The organism is Paraburkholderia panacisoli (genome assembly GCF_008369935.1).
GTDB lineage: Bacteria > Pseudomonadota > Gammaproteobacteria > Burkholderiales > Burkholderiaceae > Paraburkholderia > Paraburkholderia panacisoli.
This window is the reverse complement of the sequence record NZ_VTUZ01000020.1, coordinates 84607-110390: the sequence shown is the minus strand read 5'-3', so window position 1 is coordinate 110390 and position 25784 is coordinate 84607. Positions and strand designations below refer to the sequence as shown.

General features: G+C 64.6%; 24 protein-coding genes. 13 read left to right on the top strand and 11 right to left on the bottom strand.

Going from position 1 to position 25784, the window contains the following annotated elements; genetic code table 11:
* Nucleotides 1-135: 135 nt before the first annotated feature.
* From glcE to proC, 4 genes are read left to right on the top strand one after another with little or no spacing between them, the layout of a single operon-like run.
* Nucleotides 136-1224 (top strand): glycolate oxidase subunit GlcE, encoded by a 1089-nt coding sequence (gene glcE, locus FVF58_RS27160; RefSeq protein ID WP_149672911.1) that lies wholly within the window; start codon nucleotides 136-138, stop codon nucleotides 1222-1224.
* An 8-nt stretch (nucleotides 1225-1232) separates the two neighbouring features.
* Nucleotides 1233-2459, top strand: a complete 1227-nt coding sequence (gene glcF, locus FVF58_RS27155) for a glycolate oxidase subunit GlcF (protein ID WP_149672910.1) — start codon at nucleotides 1233-1235, stop codon at nucleotides 2457-2459.
* A gap of 39 nt (nucleotides 2460-2498) precedes the next feature.
* Nucleotides 2499-3197, top strand: a complete 699-nt coding sequence (locus tag FVF58_RS27150) for a YggS family pyridoxal phosphate-dependent enzyme (RefSeq protein WP_149672909.1) — start codon at nucleotides 2499-2501, stop codon at nucleotides 3195-3197.
* Nucleotides 3198-3245: 48 nt separating this feature from the next.
* A complete protein-coding gene (gene proC, locus FVF58_RS27145) occupies nucleotides 3246-4061 on the top strand; it encodes a pyrroline-5-carboxylate reductase (protein WP_149672908.1) in 816 nt (271 codons plus the stop codon).
* Nucleotides 4062-4292: 231 nt separating this feature from the next.
* Here the strand turns inward: proC and ubiA are convergent, their stop codons facing one another.
* From ubiA to recG, 7 genes are all read right to left on the bottom strand, one after another.
* On the bottom strand, nucleotides 4293-5156 hold the full coding sequence (ubiA, locus tag FVF58_RS27140) for a 4-hydroxybenzoate octaprenyltransferase (protein ID WP_149672907.1): 864 nt from the start codon (nucleotides 5154-5156) through the stop codon (nucleotides 4293-4295).
* 242 nt (nucleotides 5157-5398) lie between these two features.
* Nucleotides 5399-5893, bottom strand: a complete 495-nt coding sequence (locus FVF58_RS27135; RefSeq protein WP_149672906.1) for a Dps family protein — start codon at nucleotides 5891-5893, stop codon at nucleotides 5399-5401.
* Between the two features lie 153 nt (nucleotides 5894-6046).
* Complete coding sequence (locus tag FVF58_RS51630; protein WP_188130944.1) at nucleotides 6047-6208, bottom strand: hypothetical protein; 162 nt, start codon at nucleotides 6206-6208, stop codon at nucleotides 6047-6049.
* Between the two features lie 100 nt (nucleotides 6209-6308).
* Nucleotides 6309-7763 carry a catalase gene (locus FVF58_RS27130; RefSeq protein WP_149672905.1) on the bottom strand — a complete coding sequence of 485 codons (1455 nt, stop codon included), beginning with the start codon at nucleotides 7761-7763 and terminating at the stop codon, nucleotides 6309-6311.
* An 85-nt stretch (nucleotides 7764-7848) separates the two neighbouring features.
* Nucleotides 7849-7989, bottom strand: coding sequence for a hypothetical protein (locus FVF58_RS51625; RefSeq protein ID WP_188130943.1), 141 nt, complete (start codon nucleotides 7987-7989; stop codon nucleotides 7849-7851).
* Nucleotides 7990-8188: 199 nt separating this feature from the next.
* On the bottom strand, nucleotides 8189-9148 hold the full coding sequence (locus FVF58_RS27125; RefSeq protein WP_149672904.1) for a LysR substrate-binding domain-containing protein: 960 nt from the start codon (nucleotides 9146-9148) through the stop codon (nucleotides 8189-8191).
* Between the two features lie 150 nt (nucleotides 9149-9298).
* Entirely contained in the window at nucleotides 9299-11671 is a 2373-nt protein-coding gene (gene recG, locus FVF58_RS27120) for an ATP-dependent DNA helicase RecG (protein WP_149672903.1), read from the bottom strand.
* 148 nt (nucleotides 11672-11819) lie between these two features.
* On the opposite strand from recG, the gene queA reads away from it, so the two are divergent.
* From queA to secF, 5 genes are all read left to right on the top strand, one after another.
* A complete protein-coding gene (gene queA, locus FVF58_RS27115; protein WP_149672902.1) occupies nucleotides 11820-12875 on the top strand; it encodes a tRNA preQ1(34) S-adenosylmethionine ribosyltransferase-isomerase QueA in 1056 nt (351 codons plus the stop codon).
* Nucleotides 12876-12988: 113 nt separating this feature from the next.
* The gene (tgt, locus tag FVF58_RS27110) at nucleotides 12989-14182 is read left to right on the top strand and encodes a tRNA guanosine(34) transglycosylase Tgt (protein ID WP_149672901.1); all 1194 of its coding nucleotides are present in this window, start codon (nucleotides 12989-12991) and stop codon (nucleotides 14180-14182) included.
* Between the two features lie 197 nt (nucleotides 14183-14379).
* On the top strand, nucleotides 14380-14709 hold the full coding sequence (yajC, locus tag FVF58_RS27105; RefSeq protein ID WP_149672900.1) for a preprotein translocase subunit YajC: 330 nt from the start codon (nucleotides 14380-14382) through the stop codon (nucleotides 14707-14709).
* Nucleotides 14710-14827: 118 nt separating this feature from the next.
* On the top strand, nucleotides 14828-16888 hold the full coding sequence (gene secD / locus FVF58_RS27100; protein WP_149672899.1) for a protein translocase subunit SecD: 2061 nt from the start codon (nucleotides 14828-14830) through the stop codon (nucleotides 16886-16888).
* 18 nt (nucleotides 16889-16906) lie between these two features.
* Entirely contained in the window at nucleotides 16907-17857 is a 951-nt protein-coding gene (gene secF / locus FVF58_RS27095) for a protein translocase subunit SecF (protein WP_149672898.1), read from the top strand.
* A gap of 87 nt (nucleotides 17858-17944) precedes the next feature.
* Here secF and FVF58_RS27090 read toward each other — a convergent pair whose 3' ends face one another.
* The 4 genes from FVF58_RS27090 to FVF58_RS27075 all read right to left on the bottom strand — a co-directional run bounded on the left by FVF58_RS27090 (nucleotide 17945) and on the right by FVF58_RS27075 (nucleotide 21298).
* Nucleotides 17945-19222: an MFS transporter gene (locus tag FVF58_RS27090; protein WP_149672897.1), complete on the bottom strand. Its 1278-nt coding sequence runs from the start codon at nucleotides 19220-19222 to the stop codon at nucleotides 17945-17947.
* 291 nt (nucleotides 19223-19513) lie between these two features.
* The gene (locus FVF58_RS27085) at nucleotides 19514-20080 is read right to left on the bottom strand and encodes a YceI family protein (protein ID WP_149672960.1); all 567 of its coding nucleotides are present in this window, start codon (nucleotides 20078-20080) and stop codon (nucleotides 19514-19516) included.
* An 85-nt stretch (nucleotides 20081-20165) separates the two neighbouring features.
* On the bottom strand, nucleotides 20166-20729 hold the full coding sequence (locus FVF58_RS27080; protein ID WP_149672896.1) for a YceI family protein: 564 nt from the start codon (nucleotides 20727-20729) through the stop codon (nucleotides 20166-20168).
* A gap of 8 nt (nucleotides 20730-20737) precedes the next feature.
* A complete protein-coding gene (locus FVF58_RS27075) occupies nucleotides 20738-21298 on the bottom strand; it encodes a cytochrome b (protein ID WP_149672895.1) in 561 nt (186 codons plus the stop codon).
* Between the two features lie 432 nt (nucleotides 21299-21730).
* Here FVF58_RS27075 and FVF58_RS27070 point away from each other — a divergent pair, with 432 nt between their 5' ends.
* The 4 genes from FVF58_RS27070 to FVF58_RS27055 are packed head-to-tail and all read left to right on the top strand — an operon-like array spanning nucleotide 21731 to nucleotide 25562.
* Nucleotides 21731-22522 (top strand): paraquat-inducible protein A, encoded by a 792-nt coding sequence (locus FVF58_RS27070; RefSeq protein WP_149672894.1) that lies wholly within the window; start codon nucleotides 21731-21733, stop codon nucleotides 22520-22522.
* A 7-nt stretch (nucleotides 22523-22529) separates the two neighbouring features.
* Nucleotides 22530-23180: a paraquat-inducible protein A gene (locus FVF58_RS27065; RefSeq protein WP_149672893.1), complete on the top strand. Its 651-nt coding sequence runs from the start codon at nucleotides 22530-22532 to the stop codon at nucleotides 23178-23180.
* A complete protein-coding gene (locus tag FVF58_RS27060; RefSeq protein ID WP_149672892.1) occupies nucleotides 23173-24834 on the top strand; it encodes a PqiB family protein in 1662 nt (553 codons plus the stop codon). The genes FVF58_RS27065 and FVF58_RS27060 overlap by 8 nt, the downstream gene beginning before the upstream one ends.
* The gene (locus FVF58_RS27055; protein ID WP_149672891.1) at nucleotides 24831-25562 is read left to right on the top strand and encodes a PqiC family protein; all 732 of its coding nucleotides are present in this window, start codon (nucleotides 24831-24833) and stop codon (nucleotides 25560-25562) included. Before FVF58_RS27060 ends, FVF58_RS27055 begins: the two co-directional genes overlap by 4 nt.
* Nucleotides 25563-25784 lie beyond the last annotated feature (222 nt).

The following is a 25784-nucleotide window of genomic DNA, read 5'->3' as shown; positions in this document are numbered from 1 at the left end:
ACCCACGGCGCATGGCCAGGCCGCTCCAGCGGCGTTTCACGGTGCCTACCCTGATTACCCGATGCGGGTCCGCTCCTGGTTGCCAGCGAGCCCCCGCCCGGTACAATCAAACGAAACACAACGAAGCAGGACACCATGGAAGAGGACGACATCGTCGCCGTATGGTCGGAACGCGTGCGTTCGGCCAGCGCCGAGGGACGCGCGTTGCGCATCCGTGGCGGCGGCACCAAAGACTGGTATGGTCAGACGCTGGAAGGTGAGGTCCTCGACACGCGCGCTTATCGCGGCATCATCGCGTACGATCCGGCGGAACTGGTCATCACCGCGCGTGCTGGCACGCCCCTGCTGGAAATCGAAGCCGCCCTCGCCGATCACGATCAGATGCTCGCCTTCGAGCCGCCGCACTTCGGACCGCAGGCCACCTTCGGCGGCTGCATCGCCGCAGGCATCGCCGGCCCGCGCCGCGCCGCGGCTGGCGCGGCGCGCGACTTCGTGCTGGGCGCGGTCATCATGAACGGCCAGGGGCAGAAGCTGTATTTCGGCGGTCAGGTGGTGAAGAACGTCGCCGGTTACGACGTTTCGCGTTTGATGGCCGGCTCGCTCGGCACGCTCGGTTTGATCCTCGAATTGTCGATCAAGGTGTTGCCGCTGCCGCAGGCCGAAGCCACGCTCAAGTTCGACATGAGCGGCACCGATGCGGTTCGTAAGCTGAACGAATGGGGCGGCCGGCCGCTGCCGATCTCCGCGAGCGCGTGGCGTCACGGAACGCTCGCAGTGCGCCTCGCGGGGGCCGAAGCCGCGGTCAAGGCGGCGCGCACGTCGCTCGGCGGCGAAGTGGTCGATGCGGTCGAGGCGGAACGTTTCTGGGCCGGCCTGCGCGAGCAGACCGATTCGTTCTTCGCGACCATCCCGCCGAAAGCGGCGCTCTGGCGCCTCGCGCTGCCGTCCATCACCGAGCCGATGCAACTGCCCGGCGCGCAACTGATGGAATGGGGCGGCGGCCAGCGCTGGTGGATCACCGACACCGACGCGCAAACCGTGCGCATCAGCACGAAGCAGGCCGGCGGTCATGCCACGATCTTTCGCACCGGCCACGGCTATGACCGCAGCGCCGGCGTGTTTACCCCGCTGCCCGCGCCGCTGATGAAAATCCATCGCGGTCTGAAAAACGCTTTCGATCCAGCCCGCATCTTCAATCGCGGCCGTCTCTACCCCGACTTCTGAGCGACGCGATGCAAACCAACCTCGCGGACTTCATTCGCAATACGCCCGATGGCAACGAAGCCGATGCCATTCTGCGCAATTGCGTGCATTGCGGTTTCTGCACGGCCACCTGTCCAACCTACCAGTTGCTCGGCGACGAACTCGACGGCCCGCGCGGGCGCATCTATCTGATCAAGCAGATGGTCGAAGGCGCGCCGGTCACGCGCAGCACCCAGGTCCATCTGGACCGCTGCCTTACCTGCCGCAGCTGCGAAACCACTTGTCCGTCCGGCGTGCAATACGGCCGGCTAGTGGAAATCGGCCGCAAGCTCACCGAAGAAAAAGTCACGCGTCCGCTGCGTCAGCGGCTCACGCGCCGGCTGCTCGCGACCTTCGTGCCGAACAGCGCGGTGTTCACGCCGACCATGCGCATCGGCCAGCACTTCCGCCGCGTCCTGCCAAAGAAACTGCGCGACAAGGTGCCCGCGCGGCAGCGTCCACTGGAATGGCCGACCGCGAAACATCCGCGCAAGATGCTGATGCTCGCGGGTTGCGTGCAACCGTCGATGATGCCGAACGTCAACATCGCGACCGCGCGGGTGCTCGATGCGCTCGGCGTCGAAACCGTGATCGCGCCGGATGCCGGCTGCTGCGGCGCGATCCGCCTGCATCTGGGCTACAACGACGAAGCGCTCGACGACCTGCGCGCCAACATCGACGCATGGTGGCCGTATGTCGAGCAGGGCGTCGAGGCGATCGTGATGAACGCGTCCGGCTGCGGCGCGACGGTCAAGGAATACGCGCACCTGTTGCGCCACGATCCGGCGTATGCGGACAGGGCGCGGCGCATCGTCGAATTGACGCGTGACATCGCGGAGATTCTGCCGGAGTTCGAAGAAGCGCTGACCACGGTCACGCGCCGCCGCTCGGTTCATACGGTGGCGTTTCATCCGCCCTGCACGCTGCAGCATGGTCAGCAGGTGCGCGGCCAGGTCGAGCATCTGCTCACCGCACTCGGCGTCGAAGTGCGCCTGCCTGCGGACAGTCACCTGTGCTGCGGCTCGGCCGGCACTTACTCGCTCACGCAGCCGAGACTCTCGTACGCGCTGCGCGATCAGAAGCTCGAACGGCTGCACGCACAGGAGCCGCAATTGATCGTGTCGGCGAACGTTGGCTGCATTGCGCATCTGCAAAGCGGCACGTCGACGCCGGTCGCGCATTGGATCGAATTGGTCGAGCACATGCTGTCCGTATAATCCGGTGATCGCCATTCGCTGACCTACCGGTTCCGTTCCATGCCCGATCTGACTCACAACCTCGAAGCGGTGCGGCAACGCATCGCCTCGGCCGCGCACGCGGCCGGGCGCGACGCGCGCTCGGTCACGCTGCTCGCGGTCTCGAAGACCTTCCCCGCCGACGACGTGCGCGCCGCGCACGCCGCCGGGCAGCGCGCGTTCGGCGAAAACTACGTGCAGGAAGCCCTTGCCAAGATCGAGACGCTCGCCGATCTGCGCGCGTCGCTCGAATGGCACTTCATCGGTCCGTTGCAATCGAACAAGACGCGGCCGGTCGCCGAGCATTTCGACTGGGTGCATTCGGTCGATCGCCTGAAGATCGCACAGCGGCTCTCGGAGCAGCGCCCTGACAATCTGCCGCCGCTGAACGTGTGTTTGCAGGTCAACATCAGCGGCGAGGCGTCGAAAAGCGGCATCGGCATTGCCGAGGCGGTCGAAGTCGCGCAGCAGATCGCCGCATTGCCGAAGCTCACGCTGCGCGGTCTGATGTCGATTCCCGAGCCGGCCGGCGATACCGACGCGCAACGTGTGCCGCATCGCCAGTTGCGCGAGCTGTTCGAGCGCTTGTGTGCCGACGGACTCGAACTCGACACGCTGTCGATGGGCATGTCGAGCGACCTCGAAGCGGCTGTGCTCGAAGGCGCGACGATCGTGCGCATCGGCACCGCGATCTTCGGCACGCGCGATTACTCTCACTGACCTATCCGGGCCTTGGCCGGCTCTTCACCGAACCTCATTCGGAACATCATGAAAATTGCTTTTATCGGCGGCGGCAACATGGCCGCGGCATTGATCGGCGGCCTCATCAAGCGTGGCGTCGCCGCCGCAGACCTCTACGCGATCGACCCCAACGAAGAGGCACGCCAGCGCAATGAGCAGCAGTTCGGCATCCGCACGGGCGCCGCCGCCGACGCCGCGCTCGCCGACTACGACGCCGTCGTGCTGGCGGTGAAGCCGCAGATCCTGAAGAGCGTCGCGCAAGCGCTGGCGCCGCATCTGAACGCGTCGCAACTGGCGATCAGCATCGTCGCGGGCATTCGGATGGATGACATGTCGCGCTGGCTGAACGGCCACGGCCGCATCGTGCGCGTGATGCCGAATACGCCGGCGCTGATCGGCATGGGCGTGACGGGTCTGGTCGCGACCGGCAGCGTCGACGAAGCAGGCCGCGCGCTCGCGTCGCAGGTGCTCGGCGCGGTCGGCGAAACGGTCTGGTTCGACGACGAAGCGAAGATCGACGCCGTCACCGCGATCTCGGGCAGCGGGCCGGCCTACGTGTTCTATTTCATCGAAGCGTTGCAGGAAGCCGCGCGCCAGCTCGGCATGAATGAAGCGCAAGGCCGCGCGCTCGCTGTCGCGACCTTCACGGGTGCGGCCCAACTGGCGGCGAATTCCGACGAGCCGCCGGGCGTGCTGCGCGAACGGGTGACGTCGAAGGGCGGCACGACGGCCGCGGCGCTGGCGTCGTTCGACGCGAGCGGCATCAAGGATGCGATCGTGCGCGGCGCGCTCGCTGCCGATGCGCGCGCGCGCGAAATGGGCGACGAGTTCGGCAAGCAGTAAGCACGTTCGACGCGGCGCTTTTAGCTTGAGTTGCGACTACGCCTGATCACGCTTTCGCCTGGCGGGAAAGGAAGTGCGCCGTAGGACGCGGCGCCCGAGTTCGAATCGGGCCGGCGCCTACGGCGCAGAAAAGCGCGCATGCCGCGCAACAGGATTAAGGCTACGCAGCGTGACGCCACAAACCGCTGCGAACGCGAACGTAGGCCGGCAGCCGCCGCCACGCTGCGAGAATTAAAACGAAGCCACCGCGTAGTGCGCGGCGATCCCCGCAAACAACGCGCCGCCGAGCCAGTTGTTATGCCGGAACGCGGCGAAGCACGCCATCCGCTCGCGGTTGCGAATCAGCGTGTAGTGGTAGACCGCGCAGCCCGCCGCCACCGCCCAGCCCACCCAGTACAGCACACCGAAACCGAGCATCACGCCGATGCCGACGTAAATCCCCAGCGTCACCGCGTAGCACAGCATGATCGCGGCCACGTCGAAGCGGCCGAACGTCAGCGCCGACGTGCGGATGCCGATCTTGATGTCGTCGTCGCGATCGACCATCGCATATTCGGTGTCGTACGCGACCGACCAGAATACGTTGGCGAGCAGCATCACCCACGCAAGCATCGGCACGTGGTCCTGAATCGCAGCGAACGCCATCGGAATGCCAAAGCCGAATGCGATGCCGAGATACGCCTGAGGAATCGCAAAGAAACGCTTGGTGAACGGATACGAACCGGCGACGAACAACGCCGCCACCGAAAGCTCCTTGGTCAGCGTATTCAGCGGCAGGATCAGCAGAAACGCAAGGAGCGACAATCCCGCCGCCAGCGCGACCGCTTCCCACGCCTTGATCTTGCCCGACGTGATCGGACGATTTTCCGTGCGCTTCACGTAGCGGTCGAAATCACGGTCCGCGTAGTCGTTGATCGCGCAGCCCGCCGAGCGCATCAGCACCGTGCCCACGATGAAGATCACCAGCAACGGCCACGACGGATGACCGTCGGATGCAATCCACAGTGCGTTGAGCGTCGGCCACAGCAGCAGCAGGCTGCCGATCGGCTTGTCCATGCGCACGAGGCGCAGATATAGGGGCAGTCGGGCGAACATGGGCGGATTCGATGAAGTGCGAAGACGGTCCGGCTATTTTACGGGATGCCGGCGGCGGCCCGCTTTCGCGCGGACGCGGTCTGAAAAAAGGCGGCGTCGCGACCGACTCGCCAGTTGCCGCCGCAAAAAACAAAGCCTCCCGCAAAGGGAGGCCTGGTTCTGTTTCGCTGCGGCTTCATCAACGCAGCTTCAGTACGACAGCAGCGTCCGCACGAAGCGGCACACTGAATGAGCGTTGACGCTCAAGCCAGCATCGAGCGCAGCATCCACGCGGTCTTTTCGTGCGTCTGCATGCGTTGCGTCAGCAGGTCGGCGGTCGGCTCGTCGTTGGCGGCTTCCGTCGACGGGAAAATCGCGCGTGCGGTACGCACCACGGCTTCCTGGCCTTCCACCAGCTGGCGGATCATTTCTTCCGCGGCCGGCACGCCGTCCGCTTCCGGAATCGACGACAGCTTCGCGAAATCCTTGTAGCTGCCCGGCGCATGCACGCCCAGCGCGCGGATGCGTTCGGCGATCGAATCGACTGCCAGCGCGAGTTCGTTGTATTGCGTTTCGAACATCAGGTGCAGCGTATTGAACATCGGACCCGTGACATTCCAGTGGAAGTTGTGGGTCTTCAGGTACAGCGTGTAGGTGTCGGCGAGCAAGTGCGACAGACCTTCTGCAATCTTCTTGCGATCCTTGTCGCTGATCCCGATGTTGACGTGTTGTACGGCAGCGGCTTCTTTCTTGGCCATGATGACTCCTTTGAAGAGTGATACGAACCGGTCGGCAAGGTGACGGTCTTGCGGATGGCAAACTCGAAACATCGGACGATCGACAGTTTAGCCTGGAATCCGCAGCGTTCGCGTGACGTGCGCCCGCCCGCCGCATGGACGGACGGGCTGCGATCAGCCGCCCAGCGCGTGCTGTAACGCCTGCGTGACAAGCACCGCCACGCCGCTCGCGACGATCGCGAAACCGACCGCCTTGCGCAGCATGAACGCCTGTTGCCGTTGCGCACCGCGTGCGGCCGTCGGACCTCCTGGCGACGCAAGGATCGTCTGGATCATGATCGTACTCCCGGGTCGTATCGCTTCGTATCGTTACCAGCGGGACGCGGTCGCGCCCCGCTTGGCTGTTGCACTTCAACCAGCTTCAGCCGCCGGTCGATTACTTCTTGCGACCTTCGGCCAACTCGGCCATCGCGGCGATTACACCGTCCGCGTAAGCAGGATCGGCGCGGCGGAAATGCTCGATCTGCCGTGCGACGATGTGCTGCGGCACACCGTCGATATGCCGCGCGATGTTGCCGAACAGACGCTGCCGTTGCGCCGCGTCGAACAGCGCGAACAGCATGCCCGGCTGCGTGTAGTAGTCGTCATCCGCGCGATGATCGTAGCGTTCCACCGCGCCCGCCGCGAGCGGCGGCTCCGACGCGTTCGGGTCCTGCGCGAAGTCGCCGAAGCGGTTCGGCTCGTAGTTCACGTTGCCGCCGAGATTGCCGTCCGAGCGCATCGCGCCGTCGCGATGGAACGAATGCGGGCTCGGCACACGCGGCGCATTCACCGGAATCTGGTGGTGATTGATCCCGAGGCGATAGCGCTGCGTGTCGCCGTACGAGAACAGGCGCCCCTGCAACAGACGGTCCGGCGAGAAGCCGATGCCGGACACAACGTTGGCCGGCGTGAACGCCGCCTGCTCCACGTCCGCGAAATAGTTCGCCGCGTTGCGGTTCAGCTCGATCGTGCCGACGTCGATCAGCGGATAGTCCTTTTGCGACCACACTTTCGTGATGTCGAACGGATTGAAGCGATAGTTCGCCGCTTCCGCTTCGGGCATCACCTGAATCGCGAAGCGCCATTTCGGGAAGTCGCCCGCGTCGATGTTGCCGACCAGATCGCGCTGCGCGCTTTCACGATCTTGCGCGACCACCTGCGCCGCTTCGGCATCGGTGAAATTCTCGACACCTTGCAGCGACTTGAAGTGGAACTTCACCCAGAAGCGCTCGTTGTTCGCGTTGATGAACGAGTACGTGTGCGAACCGAAGCCGTGCATCTGCCGGTAATTGCGCGGAATGCCGCGGTCGCTCATCAGAATCGTCACCTGATGCAACGACTCCGGATGACGCGACCAGAAATCCCACGCGGCGACATTGCTGCGCATATTGGTGTACGGATCACGTTTTTGCGTGTGGATGAAGTCCGGAAACTTCAGCGGATCACGAATGAAAAACACCGGCGTGTTGTTGCCGACCACGTCCCAGTTGCCCTCTTCCGTGTAGAACTTGATCGAGAAGCCGCGCACATCGCGTTCCGCGTCGGCCGCGCCGCGCTCGCCGGCCACCGTCGAGAAGCGCATGAAAAGCGGCGTTTCCTTGCCGACTTGCGCGAATACCTTGGCCTTCGTGTAGCGCGAGATGTCGTGCGTGACCTTCAGCGAGCCGAAGGCGCCCGAGCCTTTGGCGTGCACGCGGCGTTCGGGAATCACTTCGCGATCGAAGTGGGCGAGCTTTTCGAGCAGCCAGACGTCTTGCAGGACAACCGGGCCGCGCGGGCCGGCGGTCATCGAATTCTGATTGTCGGCGACGGGTGCGCCGGCAGCATTGGTGAGCTTAGGTTCGGACATGCGTCACTCCTGCGTAGTTTTTATCGAAACGAATGGGGAAAGAGGCGCGGCACGCGGCGGCCGCAGATTGATGCGGACCGACGCCCTATGCGGACAAGGCCCGATCGATCAGCAGGGACAGCGCGACGGTGCGCACGCTCGGCGCCGACGCGCTCAAGCCGCCGACAACAGTGCCAGCCGGCTGAGCAACGAACGCAAGGATTTGCTGTGAATGGGGCTGCGTCATGATGTCCTCCGGTCTTATCGATTAAATAAGGGATCGGGCGATCCATGGAGGAAACTATAACAATGCTATTAAATAGTCGTTGTTGATTAAATTTATCTATTCAATAGTCTTCGGACTTTTCCGCATGCGCGGGACAAGCGCCAAGCTGGCTGCGGGCGTCCGCGTCCGCAGCCAGCCTAACTACAAAAGATGTGAAACCTCAGCTGACCGCGACAGGCAGATCGAGTTTCTTGACGCCCGGCAGTTCGCAGGCGCTGATCGCGTCGCAAATGGCGTCGATTGCAGGCATGCGCGTGAAGCTCTTGCGCCACGCCAGCACGACGCGGCGATCCGGCACGGGTTCGTCGAACGCGACGTAGCTGAGCAGGCCGGCGTCGATCCCGCCCGCATGCGGCTTGACTTCATGCACCGACATGCGCGGCAGCACGGTAATCCCGACGCCGCTCGCAACCATATGGCGGATGGTCTCCAGCGACGACCCTTCGAAAGTCTTCTGGATGCCGTCCGCGTTCTGCGAAAAACGCATCAGTTCCGGGCACACGCCCAACACATGGTCGCGGAAGCAGTGACCGCTGCCGAGCAGCAGCATGGTTTCCTGCTTCAGATCGTCGGCGTCGATTTTCAGGCGGTTTTCCCAAGCGTGGCCGGACGGCAGCGCGACGACAAACGGTTCGTCATACATTGGACGCAGCATCAGACCCGTTTCAGGGAACGGCAGCGCCATGATCGCCACGTCAATTTCGCCCTGCTTGAGCAGTTCGATCAGCTTGAGCGTGTAATTTTCCTGCAGCATCAACGGCATCTGCGGGACGCGCTTGATCATCTGCTTGACGAGGGTGGGCAGCAGGTACGGCCCGATCGTGTAGATCACGCCGAGCCGCAGCGGCCCGACCAGCGGGTCTTTGCCCTGTTTGGCGATTTCCTTGATGGCGAGCGTCTGTTCGAGCACGCGCTGGGCTTGCGTGACGATCTGCTCGCCGATCGGCGTGACACTAACTTCGCTGGTGCCGCGCTCGAAAATCTGCACGTTCAGCTCGTCTTCGAGCTTCTTGATCGCTACCGACAGAGTCGGCTGGCTGACGAAGCACGCTTCGGCAGCCCGGCCGAAGTGCCGCTCGCGGGCAACCGCAACGATGTATTTCAATTCGGTGAGCGTCATTCGGGGACCAATCAGTGCAATGATTTTGATAGGTTCTAGTTATACACCGATAGGGTCGGTTCGCCAACCTCTGGTTTGTTGGCTGATGGGCTGACGCAGAAGAAGATTATTCCGACACCCGCCCGCGCGCTGGCCGACATCAAACCAGAATCACGCCTTCAGATACTGCTCACGCGCGCCGAGCCAGCGCGCCAGATGCCGTAGCACCACGTCGGGATATTTGTCGAGCAGAACCGCGGCCGCCTCGCGCGCAGGGTCGATCAACCACCGGTCGTTTTCGAGATCGGCAAATCGCAGCATCGCCGCGCCCGACTGGCGAGCGCCCAGAAACTCCCCCGGTCCGCGAATCTCGAGGTCGCGCCGCGCGATCTCGAAGCCGTCGGTCGTCTCGCGCATGGTCTGCAAGCGCGCGCGCGCCGTCATCGACAACGGTCCCGTGTAAAGCAGCACGCACACCGACGCCGCGCTACCGCGCCCCACCCGGCCGCGCAATTGATGCAGCTGTGCGAGGCCGAAGCGCTCCGCATGTTCAATCACCATCAGCGACGCATTCGGCACGTCGACGCCCACTTCGATCACCGTGGTCGCGACCAGCAGCTGCACTTCGTTGCGCGTGAACCCGTCCATCACGGACGCCTTCTCGGCAGGCGTCAGACGCCCGTGCACGAGGCCGACGTTCAGCTCGGGCAGCGCGGCGACCAGCGTCTCGTAGGTTTCGACCGCGGTCTGCAACTGCAAGGTCTCGCTTTCCTCGATCAGCGGACACACCCAGTACACCTGACGCCCCGTCAGCGCCGCCTCGCGTACGCGCCCGATCACCTCGTCGCGCCGCGCGTCGGATACGAGCTTGGTCAGGATCGGCGTGCGGCCGGGCGGCAATTCGTCGATGGTCGACACGTCGAGGTCGGCGTAATAGGTCATCGCGAGCGTGCGCGGAATCGGCGTCGCGGACATCATCAGCTGATGCGGCTGGAAGTCGGGCGCGCCGTCGACAGCGCTTTGCCCCGCAGGCAGCCCCCCTGGGCGACGCGCCTTGGCGCGCAGCGCGAGCCGTTGCGCGACGCCGAAGCGATGCTGTTCGTCGACGATCACGAGCCCGAGGCGCTCGAACTCCACCGTGTCCTGGATGATCGCGTGCGTGCCGATCACAAGTTGCGCGGTGCCGAGCGCGGCGGCTTCGATCGCGGCGCGCTTCTCTTTGGTCTTGAGACTGCCCGCCAGCCACGCGACGCTTACGCCGAGCGGCTCCAGCCAGCCGCGCAGCTTGCGCGCGTGCTGCTCGGCGAGGATTTCGGTCGGCGCCATCAGCGCGGCCTGGTAGCCGGCGTCGATGGCCTGCGCGGCGGCCAGCGCCGCGACGATCGTCTTGCCGCTGCCGACGTCGCCTTGCAGCAGCCGCTGCATCGGATGCGGCTGCGTCAGATCCAGCGCGATCTCGCCGCCGACCCGCTCCTGCGCGGCCGTCAGCGAAAACGGCAGCGCCTTCAGCAAGCGCGCCACCAGCGCCGACTCGTCGCCCAGCTTGCGGCGCGGCATGGCCGGCGCGGCGCGCGTGCGGCGCTCTTCGTGCGCGCGCTTGAGCGACATCTGCTGCGCGAGCAGCTCCTCGAACTTGATGCGCACCCACGCCGGATGCGTGCCGTCGATCAGCGCGGTCTCGTCGGACTGCACGCCGGGGTGATGCAGCGTACGCACGGCGTCCATCAGCGACGGCACGCCGAGCGGCTCCAGGAACGCGTGCGCGACCGCCTCGGGCAGCAACTCCGGCAGCGACGTGCGCGCGAGCGCGTTGTCGATCGATTTGCGCAGATACGCCTGCGTGACGCCCGCGGTGCTCGGGTAGACCGGCGTGAGCGCCTGCGGCAGCGGCGTGTCTTCGTCGACGACGCGCACCGCCGGATGCACCATCTCCATCCCGAAGAAGCCGCCGCGCACGTCGCCGCGCACGCGCAGCCGCGCGCCGATCGCCATCTGCTTGACCTGCGAGCCGTAGAAATTCAGAAAGCGCAGCACGAGTTCGTCGCCGGCGTCGTCGTGCAGCTTCACCAGCAACTGACGGCGCGGCCGGTACGCGATCTCATTGTCGAACACGACGCCTTCGGTTTGCGCGATTCCGCCCGGCAGCAGGTGGCCGATTGGCGTCAGCGAGGTCTCGTCCTCGTAGCGCATCGGCAGATGCAGCACGAGGTCGATGTCGCGCGTGAGGCCGAGTTTGGCGAGTTTGTCGGCAGTTTTGACGGCCGGCTTCGCGGTGGCTTTGCCAGCGGATTTGCCGGTGGCTTTGCCGGCGGGCTTGTCACCGAAGGGGTCAGCGGGCTTGTCGCCAAGGTTTCCATCGGAGTTTTCACCGACGCTTTCGCCCGCGTTTTCACCTTCAGCCGCGGCGCTCGCCCTTTGCGTCGCCACCACGTTCGCGCCGGCCTCGCTCACCTGCGCCGCCGCGCTGCCCCGTGCGACGCGGCGCTTGGGTTCGGCGCCCCCTTCATCGGTGGCGGAGGACAATCGGCGGTCGGACAAAGGCATGGGCTGCTTCGCAAGTACAATATCGGCTGTCAAAGGTATCGCCGCCATACAGCGCGCGGGCGTGCGGGCCGCTCTGGCGTCCCGCAATCATAGCCGCCCGGCTCCGGCTTCGGCTCAATTCAGTCTCAATTCGCTTCCAGTCGTTCGCATGTTTACGCTTTCCGATTTCGATTTCGATCTGCCACCCGAGCTGATCGCGCAAGTCGCGCTGCCCGAGCGCAGCGCCAGCCGCCTGCTCGAAGTGGGCAACACCGGCGACACCGACGCCGCGCGTCTGATCGACCGCCGCTTCGCCGAATTGCCCGAGTGCATCGCGCCGGGCGATCTGCTGGTCTTCAACGATACCAAAGTCCTGAAGGCGCGCTTCCTCGGCCAGAAGGCCAGTGGCGGCAAGATCGAAGTGCTGGTGGAGCGCCTCACCGGCGAGCGCACGGCGCTCGCGCAGATCCGCGCGAGCAAAAGCCCGCAGCCGGGCACCACGATCCGTCTCGCGGACGCGTTCGACGTCACGGTCGGCGAGCGGGTCGAACCGTTCTACACGCTGCACTTCCCGGACGACTGCCTGACGCTGATCGAGCAATTCGGCCGCCTGCCGCTGCCGCCGTATATCGAGCACGATCCCGACTCGACCGACGAGACCCGCTACCAGACGGTGTTCGCGCAGAACCCCGGCGCGGTGGCCGCGCCCACCGCCGGCCTGCATTTCGACGACGCGCTGCTCGCTCAACTCGACGCCCGTGGCGTGGAGCGCGCGACGCTGACGCTGCACGTAGGCGCGGGCACGTTCCAGCCGGTGCGGGTCGAGAATCTCGCCGAACACAAGATGCATAGTGAGTGGTATCACCTGCCGCAGTCGCTCGCCGACAAGATCGCCGCGGCGAAGGCGCGCGGCAACCGCGTGATCGCGGTGGGTACGACCTCGATGCGCGCGCTCGAAGCCGCGGCGCGCGATGCCGAAGCCGCCGGCCGCCCGCTTGCCGCGGCGAGCACGGAAACCGACATCTTCATCACGCCGGGCTACCGGTTCCGCGTGGTCGACCGGCTGGTGACCAATTTCCATTTGCCGAAGTCGACGCTGCTGATGCTGGTGTCGGCGTTTGCCGGCGTCGAGACGATTCGCGCGGCGTATCGTCATGCGATCGAGCAGCGTTACCGGTTCTTCAGTTACGGCGACGCGATGCTGCTCACGCGGCGCGACGTCTGAGCCGCCCGATAAGCCGTTTCAACTTTTTGCAGTTCCCTCAGCCGCCGCGAACCCTTCCGGCGGCGTTTCAACATTTGCGCCGGACTGTTTTCCGGTAGCCCAGGAGTTATCCCATGACCCTCGGTCATCAATCGCAACAAACAACGACCACCGAGCGCCCCGCCAACGGCCTGAAATTCGAACTGCTCGGCACCGACGGCCAGGCGCGCCGCGGCCGCGTCACGCTCAATCACGGCGTGGTGGAAACGCCGATCTTCATGCCGGTCGGCACCTACGGCACGGTAAAGGCGGTCCAGCCCCGCGAGCTGGACGAAATGCATGCGCAGATCATCCTCGGCAACACCTTCCACCTGTGGCTGCGCCCGGGTCTGGAAACCATCGAGGCGCATGGCGGCCTGCACGGCTTCATGGGCTGGAAAAAGCCGATCCTGACGGACTCCGGAGGCTTTCAGGTGTTCTCGCTCGGCGACCTGCGCAAGATCACCGAAGACGGCGTCACGTTCGCGTCGCCGATCAACGGCGACAAGCTGTTCCTGTCGCCGGAAGTGTCGATGCAGATTCAGAAGGTGCTGAACTCGGACATCGTGATGCAGTTCGACGAATGCACGCCGTACGCGACCAACAACGTGCCGACCTCGCACAAGGAAGCAGCCGATTCGATGCGCATGTCGATGCGCTGGGCCCAGCGCTCGATCGACGAGTTCAAGCGGCTCGGCAATCCGAACGCGCTGTTCGGCATCGTCCAGGGCGGCATGTTCGAGGACCTGCGCGACGAGTCGCTGGCGGGCCTTGCGGAAAAAGACTTCCACGGCCTCGCGATCGGCGGGCTGTCGGTCGGCGAGCCGAAGGAAGACATGATGCGCGTGCTGAACCACATCGGCCCGAAGCTGCCGGCCGACAAGCCGCATTACCTGATGGGCGTCGGCACGCCGGAAGACCTGGTGGCGGGCGTGGCGGCGGGCGTCGACATGTTCGACTGCGTGATGCCCACTCGCAACGCGCGCAACGGCTGGCTATTCACGCGGTTCGGCGACATCAAGATCCGTAACGCCACGCACAAGAATTCGCTGCGCCCGCTCGACGAGCAATGCGGCTGCTACACCTGCCGCAATTTCACGCGCGGCTATCTGCATCACCTGCACCGCGTCGGCGAAATCCTCGGCGCGCAGCTGAACACGATCCACAATCTGCATTACTACCTCGAACTGATGCAGGAAATCCGCGACGCGATCGACGCAAAAATGTTCGAGCCGTTCCGCAAACGCTTCCACGAGAACCGCGCGCGCGGCGTCGAACAGGCGCCGTGACGGGCTCCGGCGGCGGATTCAACCGAAGAATCCGCGCGCCTCGCGACCAAAACCTTACAATCTACTTTCGCGGCCCGGCGCAAAAGGCTTTAAACGGTTGATCGCAAAGCCGATTCGCCGCGTCGACGCGCGTCTGGCCGGTGGTAGAATAACCGGCTGATTTTTTTGATCGTTTGACTGATAACGGAGAGACCAACGTGTCGTTCATTTCCAATGCCTTTGCCCAAGGCGCAGCAACAGGTGGCATTGAATCGAACCTGATGAGCTTCCTGCCGCTGATCCTGATGTTCGGCGTGCTGTACTTCATCATGATTCGCCCGCAAATGAAGCGCCAGAAGGAGCACCGCAACATGCTCTCCGCCATGGCCAAGGGCGACGAAGTGGTGACGAACGGCGGCATCGTCGGCAAGGTGACCAAGGTGGGCGAAGCTTACGTCGGCGTCGAAATCTCGGAAGGCACGGAAATCACCGTGCAAAAAGCGTCGATCACGACGATTCTCCCGAAGGGCACGATCAAGTCGCTGTAAGGCCTGCTCTCTCGCGTCCGGCGCGGCCTCGCCGGCGATCCACGCAATCCGCTGCTGAATCGCCCGCGCTCATCGCCGGACGCATCGCTTCCAAGCCAACCTTCCCGTTGGACCACTCATGAATCGCTACCCCCTCTGGAAATACGCCGTGATGCTGGTGGCTCTGGTCATCGGCCTCGTGTACACGCTGCCTAACCTGTTCGGCGAAGCGCCGGCGGTGCAGGTGTCGAGCGGCAAGGCAACCGTGAAGCTCGACTCGACCACGCTGGCCGCAGTCGAAGCCGCGCTTGCCGCCAATCAGATCAAGCCCACCGCCGTCACGTTCGACAACTCGGCGACCAACGCGAACATTCGCGTGCGGCTCACGGACACCGACACGCAATTGCGCGTGAAGGACCTGCTGCAGAAGTCGCTCAACAGCGATCCGACCGATCCGCAGTTCGTCGTCGCGCTGAACCTGCAAAGCGCGTCGCCGGGCTGGCTCTCCGCGCTGCACGCGCTGCCGATGTATCTCGGCCTGGATCTGCGCGGCGGCGTGCACTTCCTGCTGCAAGTGGACATGGCCGGCGCGCTCAACAAGAAGCTCGACTCGGACGCCTCCGACGTGCGCACCCTGCTGCGCGACAACAACGTGCGCGACGGCGGCGTGAATCGTGTGGGCCAGTCGGTGGTGGTCAATCTGGCCGATCAGGCCACGGCGGACGCGGCCCTCAAGCTGCTCGGCCGTAGCATCAGCGAACTCCAGTGGGCCACGCAACCTGCCCCGGACGGCGGTCTGCAACTGGTCGGCACGTTCACGCCGGCGGTGGAACGCGCCGTGCAGGACGCCGCGCTCAAGCAGAACATCACCACGCTGCATAACCGCGTGAACGAACTCGGCGTGGCCGAGCCGGTGATCCAGCAGCAAGGCGCGGACCGCATCGTGGTCGAACTGCCGGGCGTGCAGGACACGGCCAAGGCGAAGGACATCATCGGCCGCACGGCAACGCTCGAAGCGCGCCTCGCCGATCCGGTCAACACGCATCCGAATCCGTCCGACCCGGTGCCGCCGGGCGACGAACTGTTCACGCAAGGCAACCAGACGCCGGTGCTGCTGCGCAAGCAGGTCATCTTCACGGGCGACCGAATCATCGACGCGTCGGCGGGCTTCGACGAACATCAGCGTCCGTCGGTCAACCTGCGCCTCGACTCGGCCGGCGGCCGTGCGCTGCGCAGCGTGTCGCGCGACAACATCGGCAAGCCGATGGCAATGGTGCTGTTCGAGCGCGGCAAGGGCGAAGTGCTGACGGTGGCGACCATCCAGTCGGAACTGGGCGACCGCTTCCAGATCACCGGCCAGCCCACGCCGCAGGCCGCCGCCGACCTCGCGCTGCTGCTGCGCGCGGGTTCGCTCGCCGCGCCGATGGAAATCATCGAAGAACGCACGATCGGCCCGAGCCTCGGCGCCGACAACATCAAGAAGGGCTTCCACTCGGTGGTGTGGGGCTTCGCGGCAATCGCCGTCTTCATGATCGCGTACTACATGCTGTTCGGCGTGATCTCGATGATCGGCCTGTCCGTGAACCTGCTGCTGCTGATCGCGGTGCTGTCGATGCTGCAGGCCACGCTCACCTTGCCGGGTATTGCCGCTATCGCGCTCGCGCTCGGTATGGCGATCGACGCGAACGTGCTGATCAACGAACGCGTGCGTGAAGAACTGCGCCACGGCGCGCCGCCGCAGTTGGCCATCCAGAACGGCTACGCGCACGCATGGGCGACGATTCTCGACTCGAACGTCACCACGCTGATCGCCGGTCTCGCGCTGCTCGCGTTCGGCTCCGGCCCGGTACGCGGCTTCGCGATGGTCCACTGTATCGGCATTCTGACGTCGATGTTCTCGGCGGTGTTCTTCTCGCGCGGCGTGGTCAACTGGTGGTATGGCGGCAAGAAGAAGCTGAAGACGCTGGCGATCGGCCAGGTGTGGCGCCCGGAAACGGCGCCCGCGGGCTCCTCCGCCTACCTCGGCAGCAACGACGCCGCAACCGACACCGCGCAAGCCGTCGCAGCGGCTGCGGCCAAGCCGAAGGCCCCGGCCGGCGCGCAGGCGCGTGCCGGCAAGCCGACCGTACGCCGCCGCAATGCGTCGGGTTCGTCGTCGGGTTCATCGAACACGCCGCAGAAACCGGGTTCATCCCGCTGAGTCCCGGAGAACAAGACCATGGAATTTTTCCGTTTTCGCAAAGACATTCCGTTCATGCAGCGTGCGTTGATCTTCAACGCCATCTCGCTGCTGACGTTCCTTGCCGCTGTGTTCTTCCTCGTGCATCGCGGGCTGCATCTGTCGGTGGAATTCACCGGCGGCACCGTGATCGAAGTGCAGTATCCGGGCGCGGCGCCGCTGGACCCGGTGCGCGGCACGCTCGCCAAGCTCGGCTACGCGGACGCCCAGGTGCAGAACTTCGGCACCTCGCGCGACGTGCTGATCCGTCTGCCGCTCAAACAGGGCTACACGTCCGCGCAACAGAGCGATCAGGTGATGAGCGCGCTGAAGGCCGAGACCCCGCAGGTGCAGTTGCAGCGCGTCGAGTTCGTCGGTCCGCAGGTCGGCAAGGAACTCGCCACCGACGGCCTGCTCGCGCTCGCGTGCGTGGTGATCGGCATCGTGATCTACCTGTCGTTCCGCTTCGAATGGAAGTACGCGGTGGCCGGCGTGATCGCGAACTTGCACGACGTGGTGATCATTCTCGGCTTCTTCGCGTTCTTCCAGTGGGAGTTCTCGCTGTCAGTGCTGGCCGCGGTGCTCGCGGTGCTCGGCTATTCGGTGAACGAGTCGGTCGTTATCTTCGACCGGATTCGCGAGACCTTCCGCCGCGAACGCAAGATGACCGTGATCGAGGTGATCAACCACGCGATCACCAGTACGATGTCGCGAACCATCATCACGCACGGCTGTACGCAGATGATGGTGCTGTCGATGTTCCTGTTCGGCGGCCCGACGCTGCACTACTTCGCTCTGGCGCTGACGGTCGGTATTCTGTTCGGTATCTATTCGTCGGTGTTCGTTGCCGCCGCGCTCGCGATGTGGCTCGGCGTGAAGCGCGAAGATCTGCTGAAGGACAAGAAGGACCGCACCGATCCGAACGATCCGAATGCGGGTGCGCAAGTTTGATTCTGCTGTAGCAGCGGACTCACGCTAATGCAAAAGGCCGGTTCTTCTGAACCGGCCTTTTGCGTTTACCGCCGCCTTCGCCTTGCGTCAGCGAAACCCAAGCTTGCGACGCGCCGCCATCAACGCCACGAGACTCACCACCGCGGCAAAAATCAGGTAGTAGCTCGGCGCGGCCTTCGAACCCGTCGCGCTGATGAGCCACGCGATGATGAACGGCCCAAAGCCGCCGAAGATCGTCACGGCGATGTTATACGCGAGCGACATGCCGGTCGTACGCGTCTGCACCGGGAACATCTCGGACAGCAAACCCGGCAGCGCTGCGAAGTACCCCGTCATCAGGAAACCGAACACGATCTGCATCGCCATCAGCGTGCCGAAGCTCGGATGCGCGATCAGATAAAGAAACGCCGGATAGATCAGCACGAGCAGCAGCAGCGCCGGCACCAGCATGATCGTGGTGCGCCCATGGCGGTCCGACAGATGACCGATCAGCGGCGAGAACACCATCTGGATCACGCCGGTCAGCGCGATCGCCGAGAACGCCACCGACGGCGCCAGTCCCAACTGTTTCACGCCATAGGTCGGCATGAACAGCACCAGATACGTCGACACGGTGCCGAGCACCACCACGCCGATGGCGATCAGAAGCCGCAGTTTCTGGCTCGCGAAGGTGTCGCGCAACGGCGTCGTGGTGGTTTCCGCCGCGAGGAACTCAGGCGTCTCGTCGAGCTTCGTGCGAATGTACCAGGCGACCGGCCCGATCAGCAGACCGAAGACGAACGGCACGCGCCAGCCCCACGACGCCATCTGTTCCGGCGCGAGGCCGCCGGTGAGCAACACGCCGAAGCCGGCGGCCAGCAGCGTCGTGAGACCCTGGCTCGCCACCTGCCAGCTCGCGAAGAAGCCGCGCCGCCCCGGCACGTGTTCCGCCAGAAAAGCGGTCGCGCTGCCAAACTCGCCGCCAGCCGAAAAGCCCTGCATCAGACGCGCGATCACGAGGATCACCGGCGCGGCGAGGCCGATGCTCTGATAGGTCGGCAAGATCGCGATGATCAGCGTGCCGCTCATCATCAGCAGGATCGACAGCGTGAGCGCCGCCTTGCGCCCGGCGCGGTCCGCATACGCACCGATCACGATTGCGCCGAGCGGCCGCATGAAGAACGACACACCGAAGGTGCCGAGCGTCAGCAGCAGCGAGACCGTGTCATTGCCGGCCGGAAAGAACAACTTCGCGATGGTCACCGCGAAAAAGCCGTACACCACCAGGTCGAACCATTCGAGCGCATTGCCGATCGACGCGGCGATCACCGCGCGCCATGAATTGCGCCGGCTTCCCACGATGCCTGCTGCTGTCGTTGCATTCATCCAGATCTCCAGTTCGCGCGAAATATTATTGATGCGGGCTTGGTGCGCCCGATATTGCCGGACCGGATGCGCGCATAGCCGGTACGATGCCAGCGCTCTATTTAACTGGAAAATAAATTCGACGCGAGCGACAAATTGGATGCGGTGCCACATAAGGAGTCCGGCGTATCACGCGCGCGCAAGAAAAAACCGCTTCGTCGCAAAGCGAACGAAGCGGTTTTTTCGTTGCAGGCGCAACGCCCTTACGCGATTCGATATCAATACTCGAAGACGCGAGACACACTCAAGCGCTTATTGCTTGATGCCCTCGGACTGGATATGCAGCTTCGTCTCCATGCTGAAGCCGTATTTGGTGCCGAAATCCATCCCGTAGTCGGCGCGGTTGAATTGCGCGCTCGCTTCGACGCCGCACACTTCGCGCTTGAGCACCGGGTGCTGCATGCACTTGAACGACTCGATCTTCAGATTCAGCGGCTTCGTCACGCCGCGCATCGTCAGGTTGCCGATCACTTCCACCGGCTTGTCGCCGTCGAATTTGACGTCAGTGCCCTTGTAGGTCACCGCCGGATACTTGGCGACGTCGAAGAACGCATCCGTTCTCAGATGTTCGTCGAGCTTGGTGTTGCCGGTCTGGACCGAAGCGGGATCGACCGTCACGTCCACGGTGCCGGTCTTCGCCGCGCGGTCGAGCGTCACCGTGCCGGAGCTTTTCGTGAACTTGCCGCGCCACGTCGACAGCCCGCCGAGGTGATCCGCCTCGAAGCTCGGAAACGTGTGGGCCGGGTCGAGCTGATAGGTGTCGGCGGCAAACGCGCCGAGCGAGAAAGAAGAAGCCAATGCGCCAACCGCGATCAACATGGACGTTTTCAATTCATGCTCCTGGTTCCGTTGAAAATATGGCCGCGCCCGAGCGGCGCGGCGGACATCAAGATCGTCGCACGCGTCACTTTTGCGCGGCGACGATATGAAACTTGATCACGACATCATCGGCGACCACCGACGTGTCTTTCCATTCGCCGGTGCCGATGTCGAATTGCGAGCGCTTGATCGGCAACGAGCCGTCGAAGGTTTGCGTCGCGCCCTGCTGGCTCACCGTGACCGGCACAACCACCGTCTGCGATTTGCCTTTGATGGTCAGCTTGCCGGTCACCTTGAACTGATTGCCGCCGGCCGGCGCGATCGCGCTCGACACGAAGGTGGCGCTCGGATAGGTCTTCGCGTCGAACCACTCCTTGCCGCGCACCTGGTCGTTGTAGCTCTCGTCGCCAAGATCGTAGCTCGCCACGTCGATGCTGAGTTGCGCGCTGCCATCGGCGGGTTTGGCCGGATCGAACTTGACCTGCGCGGTGAATTTGCCGAACTTGCCCTCCACCGGCACGTTCATCTGCTTCGAAGTGGCCGTCACCGAACTTTTCGCGACGTCCACTTGCGCAAGCGCGCTGCCGGCCGCGGTCAGCGAGGCCGCGGCGAACGCGGCGAGCATGTAGCGATAAAACGAGACCTTCATGTTTGTCCTTATTTGAGGAAAGGGAGCATGCGCGACAGCAGGCCGTCACGATCCAGCCATTGATGCTTGAGCGCACCGGCCACATGCAGCGCGACCAGCACGAGCAAGGTGTAATTCAGCGCGATATGCACGTTCTTTAGCAGTTCCTTCAGGTGCGGGTCCGGCGCGATCAGACGCGGCAGCGGAATCAGCCCGAGATACACCACCGGCACGTTCGCCGCCGAGCTATACAGGTAGCCGGACACGGGAATCACGATCATCAACACGTACAGCAGCAGATGCACGAGATGCGCGACGCCGCGCTGCCAGGCCGGCATACGGCGCGGCATTGCCGGGGCCCCGTGAGTCGCGCGCCACAGAATGCGCACGATCGCGAGCGCGAACACGGTCACGCCGATCCATTTGTGCCAGGAGAAATAGCGCAGCTTGGTGGGCGTGAAGCCCGGGATATCGGTCATCACCCAGCCGAGCGCGAAGCCGCACACGATCAGGAGCGCGATCAGCCAATGAAAGGCAATCGCAGTGCGCGTGTACGACTCCCGACTGCCGAATGAAGGATTGAGTGCCATGACAGATCAACGCAAGCTAAGAGAGGTTAACGGCGCAGCTTGCCGAGCTATTCCCGGGCCTCGATGCGACCGGCATCGCTCTTCTGGCCAGGACATGTCCGCTGCGGTACACGCCAAGGCCGCCATGCTACCCCATGCGCGCAAAGCTGGCTGCGGTGGTGTTGAGCGAGGCGGGTCCGAATTTTGCATCAGTGCCGACCGCCATTGAACAATAAGGGACGGAGTCTGTCAGAACTATGCCAATTCGTGTAAGACTTCCGGATGCCGAGGCCGTCCAGATCGGAGCTCGTGGTCCGCGGTTCGCGGCGCGTCCCGTGCGCTGACCGGCGCGGCCCCGAAGCCGCGTTTGGTACTATTGGTCCACTCTTCGCCGCACCAGCCCCAAGATTCGACGTTACCCGCCGCCTCTCACTCCGTTAGCCCTTCTGCCGTATGGAACATGACAACCTGATCGCGTGCCATGAATGCGATACGCTGTTCCGCAAGCCACGGCTTGTCGGACGCACGGCCGCGCGCTGTCCGCGCTGCCGCGCGACGCTCTATAGCGGCGTGTCGCGCAAGCTCGACAGCATCTGCGCAATGACGCTGGCGGCGCTGATCACCTTCGTGATCGCGCAGGGCTTTCCGATCGTCGAACTCGAGACCAACGGCATCACCTCGCAGACCACGCTGTTCGGCGCGCTCGTCGCACTATGGGGCGAGGACATGCAGATCGTCGCGGTGATGGTGTTCTGCTCGACCATCCTGTTCCCACTGACCGAACTGGTCGCGCTGCTCTATGTGCTGGTGCCGCTGCGCGCCGGCTACGTGCCGACCGCGTTCAACCGCGTGCTGCGCGCGATCCAGTTCGTGCGCCCGTGGGGCATGATCGAAGTGTTCATGCTCGGCGTGCTGATCACGATCGTGAAGATGGTCAGCCTCGCGCGCGTGATTCCCGAAGCCGCGCTGTTCGCGTTCGGCACGCTGACGCTGATGTTCGCGGTGGTTGTGACGTTCGATCCGCGCGTGCTGTGGGATCTCGCCGACGAACTCGGCGGCCTCGACCAGCGGCCGCTGCCGCGCACTTCCGCCGATAGCGCGGCGGCGGCGGTCGGCTCGCAGGCCGGCCCGCCCGCGCCGTCCGACGTGCAGGCGGCGGTGCCGACACCACTGTCGGGTGCAGCGCAACCCGCGACGCAGCCCGCGTTGCCGCCGGGCGTGCCGCCCGCGCCGCGTCAGGGATGAGCCGACGATGAAATACGTCACCGCGAAACGCGCGGGTCTCGTCTCCTGCCATGCGTGCGGCCGCGTCGAAGCGCGCATCCGCTCGGTCACGCCGCAGCACTGCGGACGCTGCGGCGCACGGCTTCACTCGCGCATCCCCGACAGCCTGATGCGCACGTGGGCGCTGCTGATCGCCGCCGCGCTCCTGTATATTCCCGCGAACCTGCTGCCGGTGATGCACACCTCGTCGCTGCTCGGCTCCGAAGACGACACCATCATGAGCGGCGTCGTGTACTTCTGGACCTCGGGCGACTGGCCGCTCGCGGTGATCGTGTTCATCGCCAGCATCATGGTGCCGATGCTCAAGCTGAGCGTGCTCGTGCTGCTCACTATCACGGCGCAGCGCCGCTCGCGCTGGCGGCCCGACCAGCGCATCACGCTGTACCGGATGGTCGAGCGGATCGGCCGCTGGTCGATGCTCGACGTGTTCGTCGTCACGCTGACGGTCGCGCTGGTGCGCTTCAAATCGCTTGCCGTGATCACGGCCGGACCGGGCGCGATCGCGTTCGGCTCGGTGGTGATTCTGACCATGATGGCGTCGATGCAATTCGATCCACGGCTCATCTGGGATCCCGTGGACGGCAACACTCAAAATACTCAGGATCTTGAACATGAATAGCCCGCAAGGACCGACGCCCGCTTCCAACGATGCGCCGCGCAACGATTCGAACGGACCCAGACTACCGCCGCAACTCCCCGACCCCGAGATCGAGCCGCGCAGCCGCTGGCTGCCTTCGCTCGTCTGGGTGATTCCGCTCATCGCCGCGCTAATCGGCGTCGCGCTCGTGATCAAGTCGGTGACCGAGAAAGGCCCGACCATCACGATCAGTTTCATCAGCGCCGAAGGCCTCGAACCGGGCAAGACCAAGGTCAAATACAAGGACGTCGACGTCGGTTCGGTGAAGACCATTACGCTGTCGCAGGATCTCTCGCACGTGCTGGTGCAGGTGCAGTTGACCAAGGAAGGCGGAAAATTCGCGGTCAAGGATTCGCGCTTCTGGGTGGTGCGGCCGCGCGTCGGCGCGAGCGGCGTGTCGGGTCTGACCACGCTGCTCTCGGGCGCGTATATCGGCGCGGACGCCGGCCGCTCGACGGACACCGAGGAGAACTTCGTCGGTCTCGAAACGCCGCCGCCGATCACCGGCGACCAGAAGGGTCATCAGTTCATCCTGCACGGCGACTCGCTCGGTTCGATCGACATCGGCTCGCCGATCTTCTACCGGCGCGTGCAGGTCGGCCAGGTGGTCCGCTTCTCGCTCGACAAGGACGGCACAGGCGTGACCATGCAGGTGTTCGTGTCCGCGCCGTTCGACCAGTACGTCGGCACCAACTCGCGCTGGTGGCATGCAAGCGGCGTCGACCTGCGGCTCGATTCGAGCGGCTTCAAGCTGAACACGCAGTCGCTCGCGACGGTGATCGTCGGCGGCCTGTCGTTCCAGTCGCCGCCCGGCCAGGGCGTGGGCGCGCAGGCGCCGAACAACATGACGTTCCGCCTCGCGTCGGATGAAGCGGATGCGATGCGCGACCCGGACGGCGTACCGCTGCGCGTGGTGATGAACTTCAATCAGTCGCTGCGCGGGCTGTCGGTCGGCGCGCCGGTGGATTTCCGCGGCATCGTGCTGGGCCAGGTGACCAACATCGGCATCGACTACGATCCGACGACGCGCAGCTTCACGATGCCGGTGACGATGAACTTTTACCCGGACCGCCTCGGCAAGCGCTTCCGCGAAACCGCGCCACAGCCGGGCAGCCTCGCCGGCCAGACCCTGTTGCAGCAACTGGTCAAGCATGGGCTGCGCGGCCAGTTGCGCACCGGCAATCTGATCACGAGCCAGTTGTATGTCGCGCTGGATATCTTCCCGAAGGCGCCGCCGGCAACCGTCGACGTGGCGAGCGATCCGCTCGAACTGCCGACGATCCCGAACACGCTCGACGAGTTGCAGGTGCAGGTCGCCGACATCGCGAAGAAGCTCGACAAGGTGCCGTTCGACCAGATCGGCGACAACCTGAACAACGCGCTGAAGAACGCCGATCAGCTGTTCACGCGTCTCGACAAGGAAGTCGTGCCGCAAGCGCGCGACACCCTCGTGGCGGCGAAGCAGACCTTCGGCTCGGCCGAGGCGACCTTGCAGCAGGACTCGCCGATGCAGTCGGATGTTCATCAGGCGTTGCAGGAACTGACGCGCACGTTGCAGTCGTTGAACGCGCTGTCGGATTATCTGGAGCGTCATCCCGAATCGTTGTTGCGCGGTAAATCAGGAGATAAACCATGATGTTTGCCCGGCTCCCCCGCCCGCCGCGCGCGCTGCTGCGCGGCGCTGTGTACGCCGGCGCGCTGGCCGCGGCGGTGGCACTCGCGGCGTGTGCGTCGCCGCCGAGCCGCTTCTATACGCTGGGCGCCGATACAGCCGGGTCCGCCGCGCCGGTCAGCGCGAGCACGGCGGCGCCGGCCTGGCTGATCGAGGTCGCGCCGATCGACGTGCCGCCGCAAGTGGCGAAGAATCAGCTGGTCGTGCAGACGGGGCCGACCCAGGTCAAGGTGCTCGAAGAGGAACGCTGGGCCTCGCTGCCCGGCGACGAAATCCGGCGCGCGCTGTCGACCACTCTGACGCAGCAGCTTCGCACCATCGACGTGTACGGCACTGCGCATTCGGATGCGACGCCGGTGTATCGCGTCAGCATGAACGTGCAGCGCTTCGAGTCGTGGCCCGGCTCGCATGCGCTGATGGATGCGGTGTGGAGCGTGCGGGCCGTGCGCAGCAACGCGGTGATGACGTGCCGCAGCGTGGTGAGCGAGCCGGTCGGCGGCGGGTATGACGTGCTGGTCGAAGGACATCGGCAGGCGTTGGCGCAGATTTCCGCGCAGATTGCGTCGGCGGTGCAGGCCATGGCGGCGGCAAATCCTGCCCGTGCGGCAAGTGGCGCCTCGGGCAAGGGGACCAGCGTGGTTGTGCCGGCGTGTCCTTCTGCGGCTGCAACTAAGGCGGCGGCTGGCGGCTGAAGGGGCTGAGGGGGTTGAGTGGGGCGAGTAGCGGCGCAAAGACGACGTGTCCGCCTCCACGCAGCAAACCGCGGGAGCAATGACGCGCCAAACAGGGAGAGTCGATGAGTCCGCCCTCGCGCGTCGCCAACACACCGAATCGTCCACGCGAGCCCGTCGTCAAAAGCACGAGCAAGCGACAAACCCGCAGTCTCGCGCGCCCGCCGCCTGGCTCGTGCAATC